General features: G+C 52.4%; 15 protein-coding genes. 7 read left to right on the forward strand and 8 right to left on the reverse strand.

What is annotated here, in order from left to right; translation table 11 throughout:
• Positions 1–134: 134 nt before the first annotated feature.
• Both pdeH and OGY68_RS04045 read left to right on the forward strand, forming a co-directional pair.
• On the forward strand, positions 135–902 hold the full coding sequence (gene pdeH / locus OGY68_RS04040) for a cyclic-guanylate-specific phosphodiesterase (protein WP_008786408.1): 768 nt from the start codon (positions 135–137) through the stop codon (positions 900–902).
• A 78-nt stretch (positions 903–980) separates the two neighbouring features.
• Positions 981–3,041 (forward strand): AsmA family protein, encoded by a 2,061-nt coding sequence (locus OGY68_RS04045; RefSeq protein WP_057068521.1) that lies wholly within the window; start codon positions 981–983, stop codon positions 3,039–3,041.
• A gap of 83 nt (positions 3,042–3,124) precedes the next feature.
• Here OGY68_RS04045 and OGY68_RS04050 read toward each other — a convergent pair whose 3' ends face one another.
• The 3 genes from OGY68_RS04050 to OGY68_RS04060 form a co-directional block, all read right to left on the reverse strand.
• The gene (locus tag OGY68_RS04050) at positions 3,125–4,447 is read right to left on the reverse strand and encodes an MFS transporter (protein ID WP_048236977.1); all 1,323 of its coding nucleotides are present in this window, start codon (positions 4,445–4,447) and stop codon (positions 3,125–3,127) included.
• Positions 4,448–4,781: 334 nt separating this feature from the next.
• Complete coding sequence (yhjD, locus tag OGY68_RS04055; RefSeq protein ID WP_048215344.1) at positions 4,782–5,783, reverse strand: inner membrane protein YhjD; 1,002 nt, start codon at positions 5,781–5,783, stop codon at positions 4,782–4,784.
• 71 nt (positions 5,784–5,854) lie between these two features.
• Positions 5,855–6,754 (reverse strand): LysR family transcriptional regulator, encoded by a 900-nt coding sequence (locus OGY68_RS04060; protein WP_057068523.1) that lies wholly within the window; start codon positions 6,752–6,754, stop codon positions 5,855–5,857.
• 119 nt (positions 6,755–6,873) lie between these two features.
• On the opposite strand from OGY68_RS04060, the gene OGY68_RS04065 reads away from it, so the two are divergent.
• Entirely contained in the window at positions 6,874–7,632 is a 759-nt protein-coding gene (locus OGY68_RS04065; protein ID WP_032945309.1) for an SDR family NAD(P)-dependent oxidoreductase, read from the forward strand.
• A 371-nt stretch (positions 7,633–8,003) separates the two neighbouring features.
• On the forward strand, positions 8,004–8,609 hold the full coding sequence (locus tag OGY68_RS04070; RefSeq protein WP_003827446.1) for a helix-turn-helix transcriptional regulator: 606 nt from the start codon (positions 8,004–8,006) through the stop codon (positions 8,607–8,609).
• A gap of 15 nt (positions 8,610–8,624) precedes the next feature.
• On the opposite strand, the gene OGY68_RS04075 is transcribed toward OGY68_RS04070, so the two are convergent.
• Both OGY68_RS04075 and OGY68_RS04080 read right to left on the reverse strand, forming a co-directional pair.
• On the reverse strand, positions 8,625–8,975 hold the full coding sequence (locus tag OGY68_RS04075) for a glycoside hydrolase family protein (protein WP_020996066.1): 351 nt from the start codon (positions 8,973–8,975) through the stop codon (positions 8,625–8,627).
• Positions 8,976–9,061: 86 nt separating this feature from the next.
• Positions 9,062–9,601, reverse strand: a complete 540-nt coding sequence (locus tag OGY68_RS04080) for a GNAT family N-acetyltransferase (RefSeq protein WP_057068829.1) — start codon at positions 9,599–9,601, stop codon at positions 9,062–9,064.
• Positions 9,602–9,768: 167 nt separating this feature from the next.
• Here OGY68_RS04080 and OGY68_RS04085 point away from each other — a divergent pair, with 167 nt between their 5' ends.
• On the forward strand, positions 9,769–11,358 hold the full coding sequence (locus tag OGY68_RS04085) for an STY4199 family HEPN domain-containing protein (protein ID WP_057068830.1): 1,590 nt from the start codon (positions 9,769–9,771) through the stop codon (positions 11,356–11,358).
• 27 nt (positions 11,359–11,385) lie between these two features.
• On the opposite strand, the gene OGY68_RS04090 is transcribed toward OGY68_RS04085, so the two are convergent.
• Positions 11,386–13,035, reverse strand: coding sequence for an alpha,alpha-trehalase (locus tag OGY68_RS04090; protein ID WP_057068832.1), 1,650 nt, complete (start codon positions 13,033–13,035; stop codon positions 11,386–11,388).
• Between the two features lie 427 nt (positions 13,036–13,462).
• Between OGY68_RS04090 and OGY68_RS04095 the strand changes: the two genes are divergently transcribed.
• Positions 13,463–14,857, forward strand: coding sequence for a cytochrome-c peroxidase (locus OGY68_RS04095; protein ID WP_008786400.1), 1,395 nt, complete (start codon positions 13,463–13,465; stop codon positions 14,855–14,857).
• Positions 14,858–14,899: 42 nt separating this feature from the next.
• On the opposite strand, the gene gorA is transcribed toward OGY68_RS04095, so the two are convergent.
• Both gorA and OGY68_RS04105 read right to left on the reverse strand, forming a co-directional pair.
• The gene (gorA, locus tag OGY68_RS04100) at positions 14,900–16,252 is read right to left on the reverse strand and encodes a glutathione-disulfide reductase (RefSeq protein ID WP_057068834.1); all 1,353 of its coding nucleotides are present in this window, start codon (positions 16,250–16,252) and stop codon (positions 14,900–14,902) included.
• Positions 16,253–16,356: 104 nt separating this feature from the next.
• Positions 16,357–17,199, reverse strand: coding sequence for a 23S rRNA (adenine(2030)-N(6))-methyltransferase RlmJ (locus tag OGY68_RS04105; protein WP_048236971.1), 843 nt, complete (start codon positions 17,197–17,199; stop codon positions 16,357–16,359).
• 208 nt (positions 17,200–17,407) lie between these two features.
• Between OGY68_RS04105 and prlC the strand changes: the two genes are divergently transcribed.
• Positions 17,408–19,450 carry an oligopeptidase A gene (gene prlC / locus OGY68_RS04110; protein WP_057068836.1) on the forward strand — a complete coding sequence of 681 codons (2,043 nt, stop codon included), beginning with the start codon at positions 17,408–17,410 and terminating at the stop codon, positions 19,448–19,450.
• Positions 19,451–19,546 lie beyond the last annotated feature (96 nt).

Consider the following 19,546-nt stretch of genomic DNA (forward strand, 5'->3'; position numbering starts at 1 on the left):
CAGCACGTGTTCTGCGTTGTTTTTGCCGCTTAGTTTTTATTTTTGCGCACAGCTGAACGTAAAGTTCTTCGTCTGAGCGCCGATAACCTTTGACGAGTCCGGTCAGTCACACTCTTATTTACAGGACATCTCAGATGATAAAGCAGGTTACCCAGCAGCTCATTACGCCCGATGCGAGTATTGAAAGCTTGCTGGAAAGACGCTATTGGCTGCAGTGCGAGCGTGCTTACACCTACCAGCCAATTTACCAGACCAACGGACGGCTGATGGCCGTTGAACTGCTGACCGTCGTGAGCCATCCTGATAACCCTTCCCAACGTATTGCACCAGACCGCTATTTTGCTGAAGTGGCTGTACGGCATCGTGTTGATGTAGTGAAAGAGCAACTTCTGCAGCTTGAGCTGAAAGGGGGCTTTTTCAGAGCCAACAACCTGCTGGCTTCAGTGAATGTCGATGGACCAACACTCATTGCGATGCGTCAGGATCCCGAAATCCTGAAAATAATTGAAGGCCTGCCGTGGCTGCGTTTTGAGCTGGTGGAACATATCCGCTTGCCGAAGGGGTCGTCGTTCGCCTCAATGTGCGAGTTCGGCCCGCTCTGGCTGGATGACTTTGGTACCGGAATGGCGAACTTCTCGGCGCTTAGTGAAGTGAGTTATGACTATATCAAAGTGGCGCGGGATCTGTTCGTCATGCTGCGCAAGACGCCGGAGGGACGTAATCTCTTCACACTACTATTACAGCTCATGAACCGCTATTGTCGCGGTGTCATTGTCGAAGGCGTTGAAACGCTGGAAGAGTGGCGCGATGTGCAAAACTCACCGGCTTTCGCTGCGCAAGGCTATTTTCTCTCTCGTCCAGTGCCTCTGGATACGCTTGAAGAGGTGATCCTGTCGCTTTGATGAGGGCGTAGTGCACCTCCTTTTCATCCTGCTGGACTATCTTTAGGACAGGCAAGGAAGGAAGTAAGGAGGTTAGACATGACGAGAACAGGTAAAATAACCACTTCAGTAATAGGGTTTTTCTTGTTGTTGATCGTCGTACTCATCATTGTGATTGCGACATTTGACTGGAACCGGCTCAAACCGACCATCAACCAGAAAGTCTCTACAGAACTCAACCGGCCCTTTGCTATACGGGGTGACCTGGGCGTGGTTTGGGAACGCCAGAAGCAGGAAACTGGCTGGCGTAGCTGGGTTCCGTGGCCGCATGTTCATGCTGAAGATATTATCCTCGGCAACCCGCCGGACATTCCCGACGTCACCATGGTGCATCTTCCGCGTGTTGAAGCTACGCTCGCCCCGCTGGCACTGCTGACAAAAACCGTCTGGCTCCCGTGGGTCAAGCTGGTCAAACCCGATGCGCGGCTGATCCGCCTGTCGGAGAAAAACAATAACTGGACCTTTAACTTAGCTGGGGACGAAAACCGCGATCCTGATGCGCCGCCATCAGCATGGTCTTTCCGGCTGGATAACATTCTGTTCGACCAGGGACGTATCGCCATTAACGATAAGGTGACGAAGTCGGAGATTGAGATCCTGGTCGATCCGCTGGGTAAACCGTTGCCCTTTAGCGAAGTGACCGGCGCAAAAGGTAAAGAGAGCAACGCCCGCGTCGAGGACTACGTGTTTGGGCTGAAAGCGCAAGGGCGATATAACGGCGAACCGCTAAGCGGTAGCGGAAAAATAGGCGGAATGCTGGCGCTGCGTGGCGAAGATACGCCTTTCCCGATTCAGGCTGATTTCCGTTCGGGCAATACGCGCGTAGCGTTTATCGGCACGATAAACGATCCGATGAATATGGGCGGGGCGGATCTGCGGCTTAAATTCTCGGGAGATTCGCTAGGGGATTTGTACGATTTGACCGGCGTACTGCTCCCGGATACGCCGCCGTTTGAAACCGACGGACGTCTGGTGGCGAAAATTGACCCGGAAAAATCCTCTGTTTTTGATTATCGCGATTTCAATGGCCGCATTGGCGACAGCGATATTCACGGAACGCTGGCCTATACCACCGGTAAGCCGCGACCCATGCTGAAGGGCGATGTGGAATCACGCCAGCTGAGGCTGGCCGATTTGGGGCCGCTAATCGGGGTGGATTCAGGCAAAGGGGCGGAACGGGCAAAACAATCTGAACTGCGCAAAGGTGAGAAGAGCGTTCAGCCAGTGGACAAGGTCTTGCCGTATGACCGTTTTGAAACCGATAAATGGAACGTGATGGACGCTGACGTGCGTTTCAAAGGACGGCGTATTGAGCATGGCAGTAGCCTGCCGATCAGCGATCTCTCCACTCATATCATCCTGAAAAATGCTGACCTGCGCCTGCAACCGCTGAAATTTGGTCTTGCGGGAGGCAGCATTGTTTCCAGCATCCATCTGGAAGGGGATAAAAAGCCGATGCGGGGGCAGGCGGATATTCAGGCGCGGCGGCTGAAGCTAAAAGCGCTGATGCCCGATGTGGAACTGATGCAGAAAACGCTCGGTGAAATGAACGGGGACGCCCGGTTTAGCGGAAGTGGAAACTCGGTAGCGGCGCTGCTGGGTAACAGCAATGGCAACCTGAAACTGCTGATGAATGACGGCTTGATCAGCCGGAATCTGATGGAAATTGTGGGCTTGAATCTGGGGAATTATCTTGTTGGGCAGATATTTGGTGATGACGAAGTGCGGGTGAACTGCGCGGCGGCGAATCTGGATATTGTTAACGGCGTGGCGCGTCCGCAGATTTTTGCTTTCGACACGGAAAACGCAGTCATTAATGTCACTGGTACGGCGAGCTTTGCGTCGGAGCAACTGGATTTAACCATCGATCCGGAGAGCAAAGGGATTCGTATTATTACTCTGCGTTCGCCGCTGTATGTTCGCGGCACCTTTAAGAATCCACAGGCTGGCGTGAAGGCCGGACCGCTGATTGCGCGCGGTGCGGTTGCTGCCGCATTAGCCACGTTAGTCACTCCTGCGGCGGCCTTGTTGGCGCTGATTTCGCCGTCAGAGGGTGACGCGAATCAGTGCCGGACGATCCTGTCACAGATGAAGAAGTGATGTCTGGCCGGATGTTTATCCGGCCTGGATTTCATGCTCAACCCAGGCCGGATAAGGTGGTTATGCCGCATCCGGCAAAAGAATTACAACGACTGATGGCGGGTTTCGTGGGTCAACAGCAGTGCAATCAGCGTCAATGCCGCCATCGATGCCAGATACGTACCAACAGCCGCCAGACCATAATTCGCCTGCAACCATGCAGCGATGTATGGGGCAACCGATGCGCCGAGAATCGACGAAACGTTGTACGAGAACGACGCCCCCGTGTAGCGCACTTCGGTCGGGAACAGCTCCGGCAGCAGTGCGCCCATCGGGCCAAATGTCAGACCCATCAGGCTTAAGCCCAGCAACAGGAAGGCGAACACCAGCACCGGATTGCCAGAGCCGAGCAGCGGTTTAAAGGCAAACAGCGCAAACAGAATGATCAGCGTGGTGATGATGAGCATGCTCTTGCGGCGACCAAACGCATCGGCCAGCAGGCCCGCCACCGGCACCATGATGCCAAAACCAATGACCGCCATCATCAGCATCCACAACACTTCATTACGCGGCAGGCCAAGCCCTACAGGCGCTGCGGCGGTACTGAACGTCATCGAATAGACGGTCATGATATAGAACAGCGTATAGGTCGCCAGCATGATGAACGTGCCGAGGATCGTCACGCGAACATGTTTTGTCAGTAGAGTACCCAGCGGGATTTTCACCTGTTTTTTCGCCGCGGCTACTTTGGCGAAAACCGGGGATTCATGCAGCGAAACGCGGACGTACAGACCGATAATCACCAGCACTGCGGAGAAGATGAACGGTACGCGCCAGCCCCAGCTCATGAACTGTTCGTCGGTCAGCAGCCAGGAGAGCAGCAGAAAGGTACCGTTGGCGAAGAAGAAACCGATAGGCGCGCCCAGCTGCGGAAATGATCCGTACAGCGCGCGTTTGCGCGGTGGCGCGTTTTCCGTCGCCAGCAACGCTGCGCCGCCCCATTCACCGCCCAGACCTAAACCCTGACCAAAACGCGCCAGCGCCAGCAGCAGTGGGGCGAAAATGCCGATAGTTTCATAGCCCGGCAGCAGGCCAATGACGACTGTCGAGATCCCCATGGTAAGCAGTGAAGCAACCAGCGTGACTTTACGGCCGACGCGATCGCCGAAATGTCCGAACACCGCGGAACCGATTGGTCGGGCCACAAAGGCGATAGCAAAAGTGGCGAGGGATTGTAGCGTAGCCGCGGTCGGATCCCCCTGCGGGAAGAAGATATGGGGAAACACGATTACCGCGGCGGTGGCGTAAATATAGAAGTCGAAGAACTCAATGGCGGTGCCAATGAGCGAGGCGACGACAACTTTATTGCGCGAGTTGACCGGGGTGTGTTCCTGTTCGTTGTCGAGTGTTGTGGCTGTTGCTTGCATAATATTTTCTTATTTTTGGCCGAACGAAAGGTCATATTACGCACAGCAAAAGAGACATTTCAATCTGTAACAAACTTTGAGATCGGTCAAAAATGGAGCAAAAAGGGGATAATTTTTAGGCTTGAGATTTCACTTCCATGAAATGCTTCACAAAATTTAAAACTTGGATGATAAAACTGGTTTTTGGTTAAATAAAAGTTACGGGTTGGATTTATTCACTAAATCAGTGAGAGCAGGCGGCATTATAATTGCCGGATGGCGCTACGCTTATCCGGCCTACAAAACTCTCCCGTAGGCCAGATCAGCGCAGCCCCATCCGGCCAGTTAACAAAGATTAGCGGTGTGTTTTCCCCGGCATACGCGGGTCGTCTTTGTATTCCGCCGTGGCAATCCAGGCTGCGCAAAACAGGGTCAGACGAGCGAAGAAGTAGAAGAACGCCATCAGTCCAAGCACGGAACCAAATGCCGCGCCCGACGGCGACTGCACCAGTGATGGCAGCGTATACGTCATGATCATTTTGATGACTTCAAACCCCAGCGCCGCGATAAAGGTACCGCGTATGAGCGCTTTCTTACGCGGTCGGTGACGCGGTAGCCGCCAGAAAATCCAGAAGAACAGCAGGTAGTTGGCGAAAATAGAGATGGTCAGGCCGATCAGCCGCCAGGCGGGCTTCAGCCATTCGATACCGTCGAGATACAGCGCAGAGATAATCATCTGCTGGGCGGAACCGGCGATAGAGGTAATGGACAGAGTAACAATCAGCGCAACCAGTAAGCCAATCAAGGAAACAAAATCACGCAGATATTTGACCCAAATTTTTTCCTGATCCTGCGGCGTACGTTCCCAAACATCCCGCGACTGGGCACGAATCGCTTCGCGCAGGTTCCCCATCCAGTTAATGCCGGAATAGAGCGCGATACCCAGCCCAACCAAACCTACGGTCGTACGCTGCTGAACGGCGGTATTGATGGTGTTTTTCAGCGTCGAGGCGAGCGTCGGATCGCTGACGTTCAGCAGAATCTTGCTGAAGATATCCTGCAACAGCGTAGGGTGCGAAGCGAGAATAAAACCCGCGGCGGCAAACGACACCATCAGGATTGGGATCATCGACAGAAACGAGAAGTAGGTAATGGCGGCGCCAAACTGATTTCCCATACGATCGTTAAACCGCTCTGCGGCACGAATAAGATGGGCGATGATGGGCTGGCGTTGAATTTTATCAGCGAAGGTCAGCGCGGTTTTCAGCGCCTGGTTCGCTTTAGCGTTTTTCTCCGGCGCGGCGGAGGCTGATTTATGTTCTGGCGTAGGGTGTTTTGCGTCTTGTTCCTGCGTCATCCGATCGGTTGTCCTTATTTTGTTCACTCATGACATTATAGCCTGCTCAGGGGCGCATCCTGAAAAATGGACTAATCCACATAGTCTTTCATCACGCCAGTCAGCCATTCCATAAACAGATGTATCCGGCGGGAGAGGTTGCGCCGATGCGGATAAAGCAAAGAGACTGGCATTGGCTCGGCGCGATATTGCGGCAACACTTCGACCAGCGTACCGGCGCGCAGGGCATCACGCACGCCAACGCGCGGCACCTGAATAATGCCCAGACCGGCAAGGCATGCCGCGTGATAGGTTTCGGTACTGTTTACCGTTAGCATGCCGCCGGTTTTAACCCATTGCGTGCCGTTTTCTGTCGCCACTTCGAAACCTTGCGCACGCGTTCCCAAATTGACCGAGTAATGCACCACTGCATGCGAGGCAAGATCCTCCAGGCTTTCCGGGTAACCAAAGCGGGCGAGGTATTGCGGGCTGGCGCAGTTAATCTGCGTGAGTTTCCCCAGCGGGCGCGCAATCAGCCCTGAATCTTTCAGCGTACCCACGCGTACCACACAGTCGAAACCTTCGCGGACCAAATCCACCAGACGGTCGCTGCTGCTGAGTTCGAGTTCCAGGCCCGGATACTGATGCAAAAAGCTCGGTAAGCGGGGCATCACCAGGTTTCTTGCTACACCGACCGGCATATCAACGCGCAGCTTGCCGCTGATGCTGGACGGATCGTGATGGAACAGCCCATCCAGCTCATCCAGATTACTCAACAGATCTTTCGCGCGTTCGTAATAGATCATGCCGTCTTGCGTGAGCTGAACGCGGCGTGTTGTGCGGTGCAACAACTGCGTGCCCAGATGATTTTCCAGAGCCTGGATCTGGCGCGATACGCTACCTTTAGGAAGTCCGAGGGTGTCTGCCGCACGCGAAAAGCTCTCCAGTTCTGCGACGCGGATGAACAACTGCATTGCGTGAATTTTATCCATTCTCATGCCCTATTGTTGTTCTAAATGAAACAGTAATGCGCAGTTAGCAGTATTTATTGTTCTTCTATCACCTAATAAGCTTTGTCTCAATCTTCACAACACCTGAAATGAGGTTTCTTATGACGCAACGTATCGCATTGGTGACTGGCGGCGGCCGTGGACTCGGTAAAAACGCGGCGCTGAAGCTGGCGAGTAAAGGAATCGGTATTATCCTGACGTGGAACAGCAATGAAAAAGAAGCGCAGCAGGTTGTGGATGAAATACGCCAATCTGGCGGTAAAGCGGCGGCATTACCGTTGAATGTCGGTGATATTTCTACATTCCCTCAGTTTGTTCAACAGGTGCAGGGAACGTTACAAACGCAGTGGCAAAGTAACGTGTTTGATTATTTATTGAACAATGCCGGAATCGGCATTAACGCACCGTATCCGGCATTTACTGAAGCGCAATTTGACCAACTTTTGAACATCCATTTTAAGGGCCCCTTTTTCCTGACGCAGAGCCTGCTACCGCTGATGAATAAAGGTGGTCGCATCCTCAATGTCTCGACCGGACTTGCCCGCTTTGCGCTACCGGGTTACAGCGCATACGCAGCCATGAAAGGTGCGATGGAAGTGTTAACCCGTTATCAGGCAAAAGAGCTGGGAGAGCGCGGTATAACGGCGAATATTATTGCGCCAGGCGCAATAGAAACGGATTTTAGCGGCGGAAATGTGCGGGATAATGCGCAATTGAATGCGTACATTGCATCGCAAACGGCGCTGGGACGCGTTGGTTTGCCGGATGATATCGGCGATGCCATTGCTGCGCTGCTCAGCGATGAACTGGCCTGGATGACGGCACAGCGTATCGAGGTATCCGGCGGAATGTTCCTGTAAACCCATAAGGTGCTTATTCAACAGGTCACGGCATGCGTTGAATAAGCACTTAATGCTAGATTGTATTTTGTAACAGATTTATCCATTGTCGTAGATATCTTATTTTTAGCTAAAAATATAAAATCATATTAATTAATATTCATTGTCTTATCATGAGCGTCGAATATTAAGACTTTCCCTAATTTTCGAACCTGTTTTTGCTCCTTTGTATGATCCTTCGGGTTGAGCTGTAACTATTCATAACTTCTGCTTCTTTCTTCTCCGTCTATCGGTAAAATGGCCCCCTGCCAAATGGTGACTTCTTATTTTACCCTATGGGTAATACCCTTCCGCATGTTAAGGCTAATATCCTATTCGGATGGAGATAAATAATGCAGGTAGTAATGTTTGACAGGCAGTCAATATTTATTCATGGAATGAATGTAAGTTTGCAGCAACGTATTCCAGGAGTGGATGTTCAGGGTGTCAGTCAGGCAGATGAACTTTGGCTGACGCTGGAAGATAAACCCGAGGCATTAGTTATATTGGATGGCGACCTTGATGCTGAGTTCTGCTGTAGCTTGCTGCAACAGATAGCAGAGCGCTTTGCGATGGTGAAGGTGCTGGTGACCGCAACGGACTGCCGTAAAAAATGGCTGCAAGAGGTCACTAAACTGAACGTGCTGGCCATTGTTCCGCGCGATTCTGACGCGGAAACCTTTACGCTGGCCCTCAATAGCGTCGCGATGGGTATGATGTTTATCCCCAGAGACTGCATAACCGCTACCGAAAGCGGTGGGCAAAATATCAGATTGCTCAGCGCACGTCAGCGGGAGATTTTGACCATGCTGGCCGCCGGAGAATCTAATAAACAAATTGGTCGACTGTTAAATATCAGTACCGGAACGGTAAAAGCCCATCTTGAATCGTTGTACCAGCGCCTGGAGGTAAAAAACCGTACGCAGGCGGCAATGATGTTAAACAACACCATTTACTAGGAACATATTTCACAGTCAGAATGTTTCTGGCTGTGAAATAGACACTGGCCAGATATTTTTAGCGCAAAATTGGGTAATTCCCACGCTGAATATCCACGTAATTAATACTTCCAGCTGAAACCTGTCTTTTATTTGCGTCATTTCCTTATGGATGAATGCCTCGCAGATACTCATATCTGCGAGCAGCAATGTTTCTGCCTGCATCACCGTAATTGGGGTATCAAAGGATTCATTGGCGGTAATTTCGTGCCCGTAGCCAATGACCCAGATGCCTTTTTTGTCCTGATACTTTTCCAGCGACAGGCCCTGCCATTGCTTAATAAATGCAATACAGGCGGGCGTGAAATGCGTCGAACGCAGCGGCATAATCATCTCTGTGCAAAGAGATCTATTCTAAAAAAAACACGCCGTTACGCTAGTTGCCTGACAGCCAGTATTTACCGCAAAACGACCTATGCCGTGGGCGGCTGATATTCCTGTTTTAACAGACCAAAAATCCAGTCATCGTGCCAGGTTTGATGTAGCCAATAGCTTGCGCGTAGCGTGCCTTCATGAATAAACCCGACCTTTTCCAACAGACGCCGTGAGGCTTCGTTTCCTGCGGTGACACAGGCGGTTAGCCGCCGCAGACCGCCGCTGGCAAAAGCGTATTCACACACGGCATGCAGAGATTCAGCGCCATAACCTTTACCCTGTGCCTGTGGGGCGAGCAGAAAGCCAACCTCGGCACATTCATTGTTATCCTGAATATATCCGGTCACGCCAAGCGGTGCTCCCGATGTCTTATCGCACAGGAGCAGACATAGCCAGTGTGGGCTGCCTGGATACCATTCAGGCAGGCGGGAGTCGAAGGCTGTCCGTATTTCCTCTTCAGTACGTGCGTCAGCGACAAAGCGCATCACATCTGGGTTCTGCTGTAGCGTTAAGAAGAACGTCCAGTCATTTTCTGTCAGTGGGCGGCAGAGCAGACGTGATGTTTGCAGTACAGGCACAGGCTTATCTCCAGAATAATTTTCAATGATTGTGCGGAAGTCACTGTAAAACTTATTTATTTGCTATATGAATGTGTTCTAGTCTACATCGGCACAACGTTGCGTTTAAAAAAGATAATTACATACCATGGTGAGGCCGCACGTTTTGGGTCCTTTTAGGGAAGATGATGACCAATAGCGCGTTACAAGCGACATGTACACCCTTTGAACATTGTCTGGGGATTATCCGCCAGGCGTCGGTAGAAATATTACTGCTGCTAGGCGTACATGCCGCAGAAGGCAAAGACCCACGGTGGTTTCTCGAACAACTGGATCAGGCACGACTGAATCTGGGCGGCTGGGGGGCTGTCGCCAGACGGTTGCAGATGAATGATGCGCAATTGAGCCAGTTCACTCTGCGGCTACGTCATCTTCAACAGAGTGTACCCCAATATGAAAATGGCCAGGACGTCAGTGAAAACCAGCTGATTTCAGCGCTGCGCTTTGTGGCTTCTCTGGAACAATTACGCCAGCAACAGCCCATCCTGAAGTATCAAACCGAAATTGCACCTGTGGAGCCGGATGCTCAGATGCGGGCGCAGCGTCAACTTCGCGCAATAGAATTAACCCTCAAATCTCTGATTGCACGGGTATGGCCGGATCAACATCCTCTCAACAGCTTTCTGAAACAGCACTTTGGTGGTGAACGTCTGCGTCGCTGGCTAAAGTTGGGCGAAGGACGAGATGCGCTGGACGGTATGATGTTTAGCGAGCTGGCGCTGATGGTCGTCGATAAGAAATTATTCGTTCGCCACTTTACGCAGATTTTTAACGATACTTCGGTGCTCATGTCATTTGTTGAGCCGCGTATCACGCTACGCATGTTTTTGGATGATTGCCGCCTGGCTCGTAACTGCGTTATCGCGCAGCAGCCGCTGACGTCGGTACAACTGATGTTGCTGGACTACCAGTACCGACAGATAACTCATCCTGTGCAACGGGCATTTGAAGAACGGCGTACGCGCATTAATCCTGCGTCGTATCTGGAATCTGATGAGGCCATGGTCCGCCAGTTTTGGGAAACAGCAAAGCAAAAAGACGAGCAAGCGGGAGGCGATAAGCATGAAATCGCAGACAGTATTGATCTGCCGGAAAAGCGGGCCAAGCGCACTGCGGAAGAACGTGAACAGCTGATTTCCGGTATGTTGTGGGTAGCGGTCGGCGTGATGGTGCTGGCGATTTCGCTGGGTGCGTTCTGGTTATTCACTTCGCCAGCGCCACAGGCGTCTTCCGGACAATCCGTTGAAATTGTGCAGGAGGAACCGCGACGCGATGCCCCCAGCGCACGGGAGGCGGTGACCCGAATGGGCATCACCTGGGATGCCTTTAACATGCGTGCGGCTATCGATCGCAATGACACCCGCGTGACGTCACTGTTCCTGCAGGGCGGGATGGACTGGAAGCTGGCGTGGACGGAGCAGGCGTTTTCTGCGGGCAATACAGAGGTGTTGAGACTGCTGCTGCGTTACCCTTCGCAGATGGATGAAAGCAAACCATGCCGACAGTTTATGACTACGCTCAGCCATGCGATGTCGAATGGGGCATCGCTCACTTCGCTGCATAAAAGTTATCTGCAAAGTTTTTGTTCCGTGCCTGCGGTCGTTGCGCGTCAGCAATATGATCTTGAGCAGGCCGAGCTGCGTGTTCGCGCCCAGCCAAGCCCTGAGAACAAGAAATGGCAGAAAATTCACGCCGAGCTGTACGATGCGATTAACTGAAAGCCTGATGACTCAGACCGTCAGCCGCTAGGGTTCGCCATACAAACCGATGAGTCTGCGCACCACACCATTGGTCCAGCCAAAGCCGTCCTGCAACGGATATTCCCCGCCGCCGCCTTCGCGCGGCGCGGCGTCAGCTATGTGGTATTTTTCGATAAGCTTGTGGTGTTCCTGATAAAAGAGATTCACCGTTTTCAACCAGTTACGGGCGATTTCATCCCCGAGATGGTCGTCACCGTACAGTTTGAAGCCCTGGATCGCCATCCACTGCAGCGGCGCCCAGCCGTTGGGTTTATCCCATTGCTCACCGGTTTCATGCTCCGTGGCTAAAATGCCACCGGGCGTGAGCAGGCGACTGCGAACTGCGTTAGCAAGCCGATCGGCTTGTTCATGCGTTGCCATACCGACATACAGCGGCACAATACTGGCGGCAGAGAACAGGGCCATTTGTTCGCGCCGCCAGTCGTAATCGCGATAGCAGCCGTTTTCATCGTCCCAGAGATAGCGGTTTACCGCATCACGACGATCGCTGGCTCTCTGGCGAAACAGCGCTTCCGTTTCTTTGTCACCTTTCAGCGCGGAAATATTGGCGATAGTGCTTTCCAGCTTGTAGAGGAATGCGTTCAGGTCAATTGGGATGAACTGCGTGGTGCGTATGCTGGCAAGGCGGCCTGCGTCGCGCAGCCAGCGCGATGAATAATCCCAGCCAGAAGCCGCGCCCGCGCGTAAATCCCGATACACTTCATTGGGCGGGCGACCCGAATGCTTGGCGGTCTCGACGTCTTCAAGCCATGACTCATCGCGCGGCGTATCACGATCGTCCCAATAGCGGTTAAGTAGAGAGCCGTCCGACATTCTGATCACGTGGCGGTAGGCCTGGTTGAGTACCAGGGAATCGGCGCCATCCATCCAGAACGCGTACTCCATTTTTAGATGATCAAGGTAACGACGCGCGCCGCGTACGCCATCTTCTTCAAACAGCTCCACCATCAGGGCAAAAACGGGCGGCTGTGAGCGGCTCAGATAGTAAGTACGGTTGCCGTTCGGGATGTGACCATAGTTTTCAATCATCCAGGCAAAGTTATCTGCCATACATTTCAGCAGATCTTCGCGGCCGCTCTCTGCCAGACCCAGCATGGTAAAGTAGGAATCCCAGTAGTAGGTTTCGCTAAAACGCCCGCCTGGCACAATGTATGACTGCGGTAACGCCAGCAGCGAGGACCAGGGAATGTGATCCTGCGGCTCGCGCGTCAGCACCGGCCACAGTTGATCGATATGCTCTTTCAGCGAACTTTCTGGGTCAGAAACGTATTCGCTGGAGGGCGTTTCCGGGAGCCAGAAATGGTTCTCGACGAAGCGTCGCAGATCGAAGTCCCGATGGCGTTTAACCTTGCGATAGCGAATTAAAATATCGAGCGGGTCCATTTTGGGCGCACAATCTGGGAAGGTTTTACTATCCGCAAACAGTTTGGATGACTGGACGTGTTCGAACAGTTCGAGATAACGATCGGCAGGGGTTAACGCATCTGAAGCGGGAAGTCCTTCAATCATCTCCGGCTCAGGCTCCGCCTCAATCATTTCATCCAGCTTTAACTCGCACGGATCCATTTCATAAAGCAGATCGATGTCGATCGTCATTTCTTCAGAAGGGGCGTGGGGTAGTTTCTGGTTGAGCATAATGAGAAAGACCTCCGATGGACGTTGAAAGATTAAGGCTATTGCCCGGTCGTCAGTTAAGCGTAGACATTCGCTTCGGTGTCGGGTGAGTAAAGCGTGCGGTTGATCACGTTTTAATGCTGAGCAAAATTTAAAGAATCAGACTATCCCAATGAAAATAATGGATAATTCAAAGTTCTGCATGATCTGAATATATTCCATTTTCAGAGCATTCGATTGCAACGAGGTGTGAACAGAGACAGGTAACGCCTTATCTCTATAATAGGCGCAGGCTATTCTATTGATAGTTCTCCTCCATGTAATTGCTTGATACTTATCAAAATAGTAATCCACTTATTTCCTATGATGGTCAGGTCTGACAAAGACTGTGCATTAATTATTCTAATTTTTCTGGGTCACAATAACTCACAACGGTGAGGGTAAAATAATGAAAATCATTACCCGTCTTACCGCGATTGCCATAGCTGGCATCGTGATTTGTTATTTTGGATTATCCGGTTATGTGTGGTATCACGATAATCAACGTAGCAAACAGGCTGATGTTCAGGCCTCTACGCTGGAAGAAAATAATAAGGTATTAGGATTTTTACGCGAAAAAGGATGCGATTATTGTCACACGCCTTCAGCTGAATTACCTTTCTATTCTTCTTTTCCTGTCGCTAAGCAGTTGATGAATTATGATATTCAACTGGGATACAAATCATTCAATCTTGAAGCCGTTCGTGCGGCGCTGGTCGCAGATAAACCCGTTTCGCAAAGCGACCTGAATAAAATTGAATGGGTGATGCAGTACGACACCATGCCGCCAACGCGATATACCGCGCTGCACTGGGCCGGGAAGGTCAGCGATACGGAGCGAGCCGAGATCCTGGGCTGGATTGCGAAACAGCGTGAGCAGTATTACGCCAGTAACGATACCGCCGCGCAGCATCGTAATGAACCGGTACAACCGATACCGGAAAGCATCCCAACCGATGCCCGCAAAGTAGCGCTTGGCTTTACGCTTTACCACGACCCGCGTATTTCAGGTGACAGCACGATTTCTTGCGCGCATTGCCACGCCCTGAATGCAGGCGGCGTGGATGGCCGGAAAACGTCGATCGGCGTAGGCGGCGCCGTTGGCCCGATTAATGCGCCGACGGTGTTTAACTCGGTCTTCAACGTTGAACAATTCTGGGATGGTCGTGCGCCAACATTGCAGGCGCAGGCAGGCGGCCCGCCGTTGAACCCTATCGAAATGGCGTCTAAATCCTGGGATGAAATTATCCAGAAACTGGATAAAGATCCGCAATTGAAGCAAGAGTTTATCGCGGTTTATCCGCAGGGATTCAGCGGGGATAATATTACCGATGCGATTGCTGAGTTTGAGAAAACGCTAATTACGCCAAATTCGCCGTTTGATAAATGGCTACGCGGCGATGAAGCGGCGTTAACTGCTCAGCAGAAACATGGCTATCAATTGTTTAAAGATAATAAGTGTGCGACCTGTCATGGCGGTATTATTTTAGGCGGGCGCTCATTTGAGCCATTGGGGTTGAAAAAGGACTTTAATTTCGGTGAGGTCACTGCCGCAGATATTGGCCGCATGAACGTCACTAATGAATTACGTGACAAGCTGCGTCAAAAAGTCCCGGGCTTGCGTAATGTTGCGCTGACCGCACCTTATTTCCATCGCGGTGATGTGCCTACGCTCGATGGCGCGGTAAAACTGATGCTGCGTTATCAGGTGGGTAAAGAACTGCCGCAGGAAGATATCGACGATATCGTGGCGTTCCTCGAAAGCTTAAACGGCGTGTATACGCCATATATGCAGGGTAAATAAGAGAAAACCGGATGGCAAAGCACCATCCGGTTTATTTATTGCTTAACGCATGGTAACGAATTCTTCTGCCGCCGTTGGATGAATCGCAACGGTGTTATCAAAGTCTTTCTTGGTTGCGCCCATTTTCAGCGCGACCGCGAAGCCTTGCAGCATTTCATCCATTCCAAAACCAATACCGTGAATACCGACAATTTTCTCTTCCGGACCGACGCAAACCAGCTTCATGCGGCATGGCTGACGGTGTGTGGTGACAGCGGTATACATTGCGGTAAATGATGATTTATACACTTTCACCTGGTCATCGCCGTGCTGTTCGCGAGCCTGCTGCTCGGTCAGGCCCACGGTGCCAATTGGCGGGTGGCTGAAGACCACGGTCGGGATGTTGTTGTAGTCCAGATGCTCGTCCGGCTTGTTGTTAAACAGACGCTCGGACAGACGACGGCCCGCGGCAACGGCAACCGGCGTCAGCTCAACGGCACCGGTGTTATCGCCAACGGCATAAATCCCCGGTACGCTGGTGTTTTGGAATTTATCAACGACGATGTAGCCTTTTTCGTTGGTTTTCACGCCGGTAACAGCCAGATTGAAGTTGTCCGTTTCTGGCTCACGACCAATCGCCCAAATCAGGCAGTCTACCGTTTCGCTACGACCATCTTCCAGTTGCAGGGTCAGGCTGCCGTCAGCGTTTTTAACAACCGCTTTTGGAATCGCGTGAGTATGCAGAGTCGGGCCTTCGGCGTTCATCACCTCAACCAGCGTGTCGACGATCATCGGATCAAAGCTACGCAGCGGCGCGTGTTTGCGTACGAACAGGTGCGTTTGGGCACCCAGGCCGTTAATCACACCAGCCAGCTCAACGGCAATGTAGCCTGCACCAACAACAGCCACGCGTTCTGGTAACGCTGGCAGCTCAAAGAAACCATTAGAATCAATACCGTATTCCGCGCCAGGGACAGCCGGGCGACTCGGGCGACCACCAGTGGCAATCAAAATATGATCGGCAGTGATGATTTCACCATTCACTTCAACGGTTTTTGCATCAACGAAGCGCGCAAAGCCTTTGATCACATCGACATTATTTTTGCCCAGCACGTTGTCGTACGAGGTATGAATACGATCGATATAAGCGGTACGCGTGGCGATCAGTTTATCCCAGTCGAACTTATTGATGGTGGTGTCGAAACCGTAATCTGGACCGTACATGTGGATCGCTTCGCGGACCTGTGCGGCATGCCACATCACTTTCTTCGGTACGCAGCCAACGTTAACGCAGGTGCCGCCTAACTCTTTGGCTTCAATCAGTGCGCATTTTTGACCGTACATTGCTGCACGGTTAATGGAGGCAATACCGCCGCTGCCGCCGCCAATAGCGATGTAATCATAGTGCTTGGTCATGACCGCTCCTTTATGTTCATTGTAGGGCGGAGAAGCGTTACGCCATCCGCCAAAATATTCGCGATTGTATACCTGATATTAAAAGGTTCCACCGATGGCTGCGATTACTCCGGCACTATCCAGCTTACGGAAGTATGCCCGGTTCCTGTCGGAACCAGTTTGCTGTGCAACCACGGCAGGACGTTGTTCATCTGCTGCTCCAGCTTCCACGGTGGGTTAATCACAATCATGCCGGATGCCGTCATGCCGCGCTGATCGCTGTCCGGGCGTACTGCCAGCTCAATTTGCAGAATTTTGCGGATGCCGGTGTCTTCCAGTTCGTGGATCATGCGCTTGATTTGTTGGCGCAGAACCACTGGATACCACAACGCATAGGTGCCGGTCGCGAAACGTTTGTAGCCTTCGTTAATACCGGTCACTACTGCCTGGTAGTCGCTTTTGATTTCGTAGGGTGGATCGATAAGGATCAACCCACGACGGGAAACCGGCGGTAATTTTGCTTTCAGCTGCTGATAACCATCGGCTTTGGCCACGCGAGCGCGCTCATCTTTCTGGAATTCGCCGCGCAGCAGAGGGAAGTCGCTCGGGTGCAGTTCAGTTAATTGCAGGCTGTCCTGTTCGCGCAGCAGCTGGCGAGCAATTAACGGAGAGCCCGGGTAGTAGCGCAGCTGACCGCTACGGTTGAAGTGTTGCACCACGCCAATGTAGGGTTCCAGCTCGGCAGGCAAATCGTCCTGCTGCCAGATGCGGGCGATCCCTTCCAGGTATTCACCGGTGCGTTCGGCATGCTCACTGCTCAGCTGATAACGGCCAGCACCAGCATGGGTGTCCAGATAAAGAAACGGTTTTTCTTTCTCTTTGAGCGATTCAATGATCAGGCTCTGAACGGTGTGTTTAAGGACGTCGGCGTGGTTGCCTGCGTGATAACTGTGGCGATAACTGAGCATGGGTAATGAAATTCCGCTGAAATGACGATTTGCCACAGTTTACAGCAGATCGACACGGATTACCCGTAGGCCCGGTAAGCGTAGCGTCACCGGGCGTCTTTCCATCACGGTTAGCATTGAAATCCTCTACACTTAACCCCATTGTACAAATTAATATGCACAGCGCCGGATACGCGCTTCATTCACTCTTTTCAACAGGACCGTGCTAATGACCAATCCATTGCTGACTCCCTTCGAACTGCCGCCGTTTTCTAAAATTCAGCCAGAGCACGTTGTGCCTGCCGTCACTAAGGCGCTGAACGATTGCCGTGAAAATGTTGAGCGCGTGGTTGCGCAGGGCGCGCCGTACACCTGGGAAAATCTCTGCCAGCCGTTGGCAGAAGTCGACGATGTGCTGGGGCGTATTTTCTCTCCGGTTAGTCACCTGAATTCGGTGAAAAACAGCCCGGAACTGCGTGAAGCCTACGAACAAACGCTGCCGCTGCTGTCTGAATACAGTACCTGGGTTGGACAACATGAAGGCCTGTACAAAGCGTACCGCGACCTGCGTGATGGCGATCATTACGCCACCCTGAACACCGCACAGAAAAAAGCGGTTGATAACGCGCTGCGCGATTTTGAGCTTTCTGGTATTGGTCTGCCGAAGGAAAAACAGCAGCGCTATGGTGAGATTGCCACCCGCCTGTCTGAGCTCGGCAACCTGTACAGCAATAACGTCCTCGATGCTACGATGGGCTGGACCAAGCTGGTGACCGACGAAGCGGAACTTGCCGGGATGCCGGAAAGCGCGCTGGCCGCCGCAAAAGCGCAGGCTGAAGCCAAAGAGCAGGAAGGCTATCTGTTAACCCTGGATATCCCAAGCTACCTGCCGGTGATGACCTACTGTGATAACCAGGGGCTGCGTGAAGAGATGTATCGTGCATACTCCACGCGCGCATCTGACCAGGGGCCAAACGCGGGCAAATGGGACAACAGCCCGATAATGGAAGAGATCCTCGCGCTGCGCCACGAACTGGCACAACTGCTGGGCTTTGAAAGCTACGCCTTTAAATCCCTGGCTACCAAAATGGCGGAGAACCCGCAGCAGGTACTCGACTTCCTGACTGACCTGGCGAAACGTGCCCGTCCGCAGGGTGAGAAAGAGCTGGCTCAGCTGCGCGCCTTCGCGAAAGCGGAATTTGGTGTTGATGAGCTGCAGCCGTGGGATATCGCTTACTACAGCGAGAAACAAAAACAGCACCTCTACAGCATCAGCGACGAGCAGCTGCGTCCTTACTTCCCGGAAAACAAAGCCGTTAACGGTCTGTTTGAAGTGGTTAAACGTATTTATGGCATCACCGCCAAAGAGCGCACCGATGTTGACGTCTGGCATCCGGAAGTTCGTTTCTTCGAGCTGTACGACGAAAACAACGAGCTGCGCGGCAGCTTCTATCTTGATCTGTATGCCCGTGAACACAAACGCGGCGGGGCGTGGATGGACGACTGTGTCGGCCAGATGCGTAAGACAGACGGCACATTGCAAAAGCCGGTCGCTTACCTGACCTGTAACTTTAACCGTCCGGTGAACGGCAAACCGGCGCTGTTCACCCACGACGAAGTGATCACCCTGTTCCACGAGTTCGGCCACGGTCTGCACCATATGCTGACCCGTGTCGAAACCGCGGGCGTTTCCGGTATCAACGGTGTGCCATGGGATGCGGTCGAACTGCCGAGCCAGTTTATGGAGAACTGGTGTTGGGAGCCGGAAGCGTTGGCGTTTATCTCTGGTCACTTTGAGACCGGTGAGCCGTTGCCGAAGGAACTGCTGGATAAAATGCTGGCGGCGAAAAACTACCAGGCAGCGCTGTTTATTCTACGTCAACTGGAGTTCGGTCTGTTTGATTTCCGTCTGCACGTGGAGTTTAACCCGCAGCAAGGGGCTAAAATCCTCGAGACGCTGGCGGAAATTAAAAAACAGGTCGCCGTGGTGCCGGGCCCAACGTGGGGCCGCTTCCCGCATGCCTTCAGCCACATTTTTGCTGGTGGCTACGCAGCGGGTTACTACAGCTATCTGTGGGCAGACGTACTGGCGGCTGATGCCTTCTCTCGCTTCGAAGATGAAGGGATTTTCAACCGTCAGACCGGACAATCGTTCCTCGATAACATCCTCACCCGTGGCGGTTCTGAAGAGCCGATGGAACTGTTCAAGCGCTTCCGTGGCCGCGAGCCACAGCTGGATGCAATGCTGGAGCATTACGGGATCAAAGGCTGATTTACCCGTCATACTTCAAGCTGCCTCTTCGGCAACTGCGCTTACTCACCCTGGTCACGTACTATTTGTACATTCCCAGGGATTCCTTCACTTGTT

This window comes from Citrobacter sp. Cpo065, assembly GCF_030332805.1.
Classification (GTDB): domain Bacteria; phylum Pseudomonadota; class Gammaproteobacteria; order Enterobacterales; family Enterobacteriaceae; genus Citrobacter; species Citrobacter portucalensis.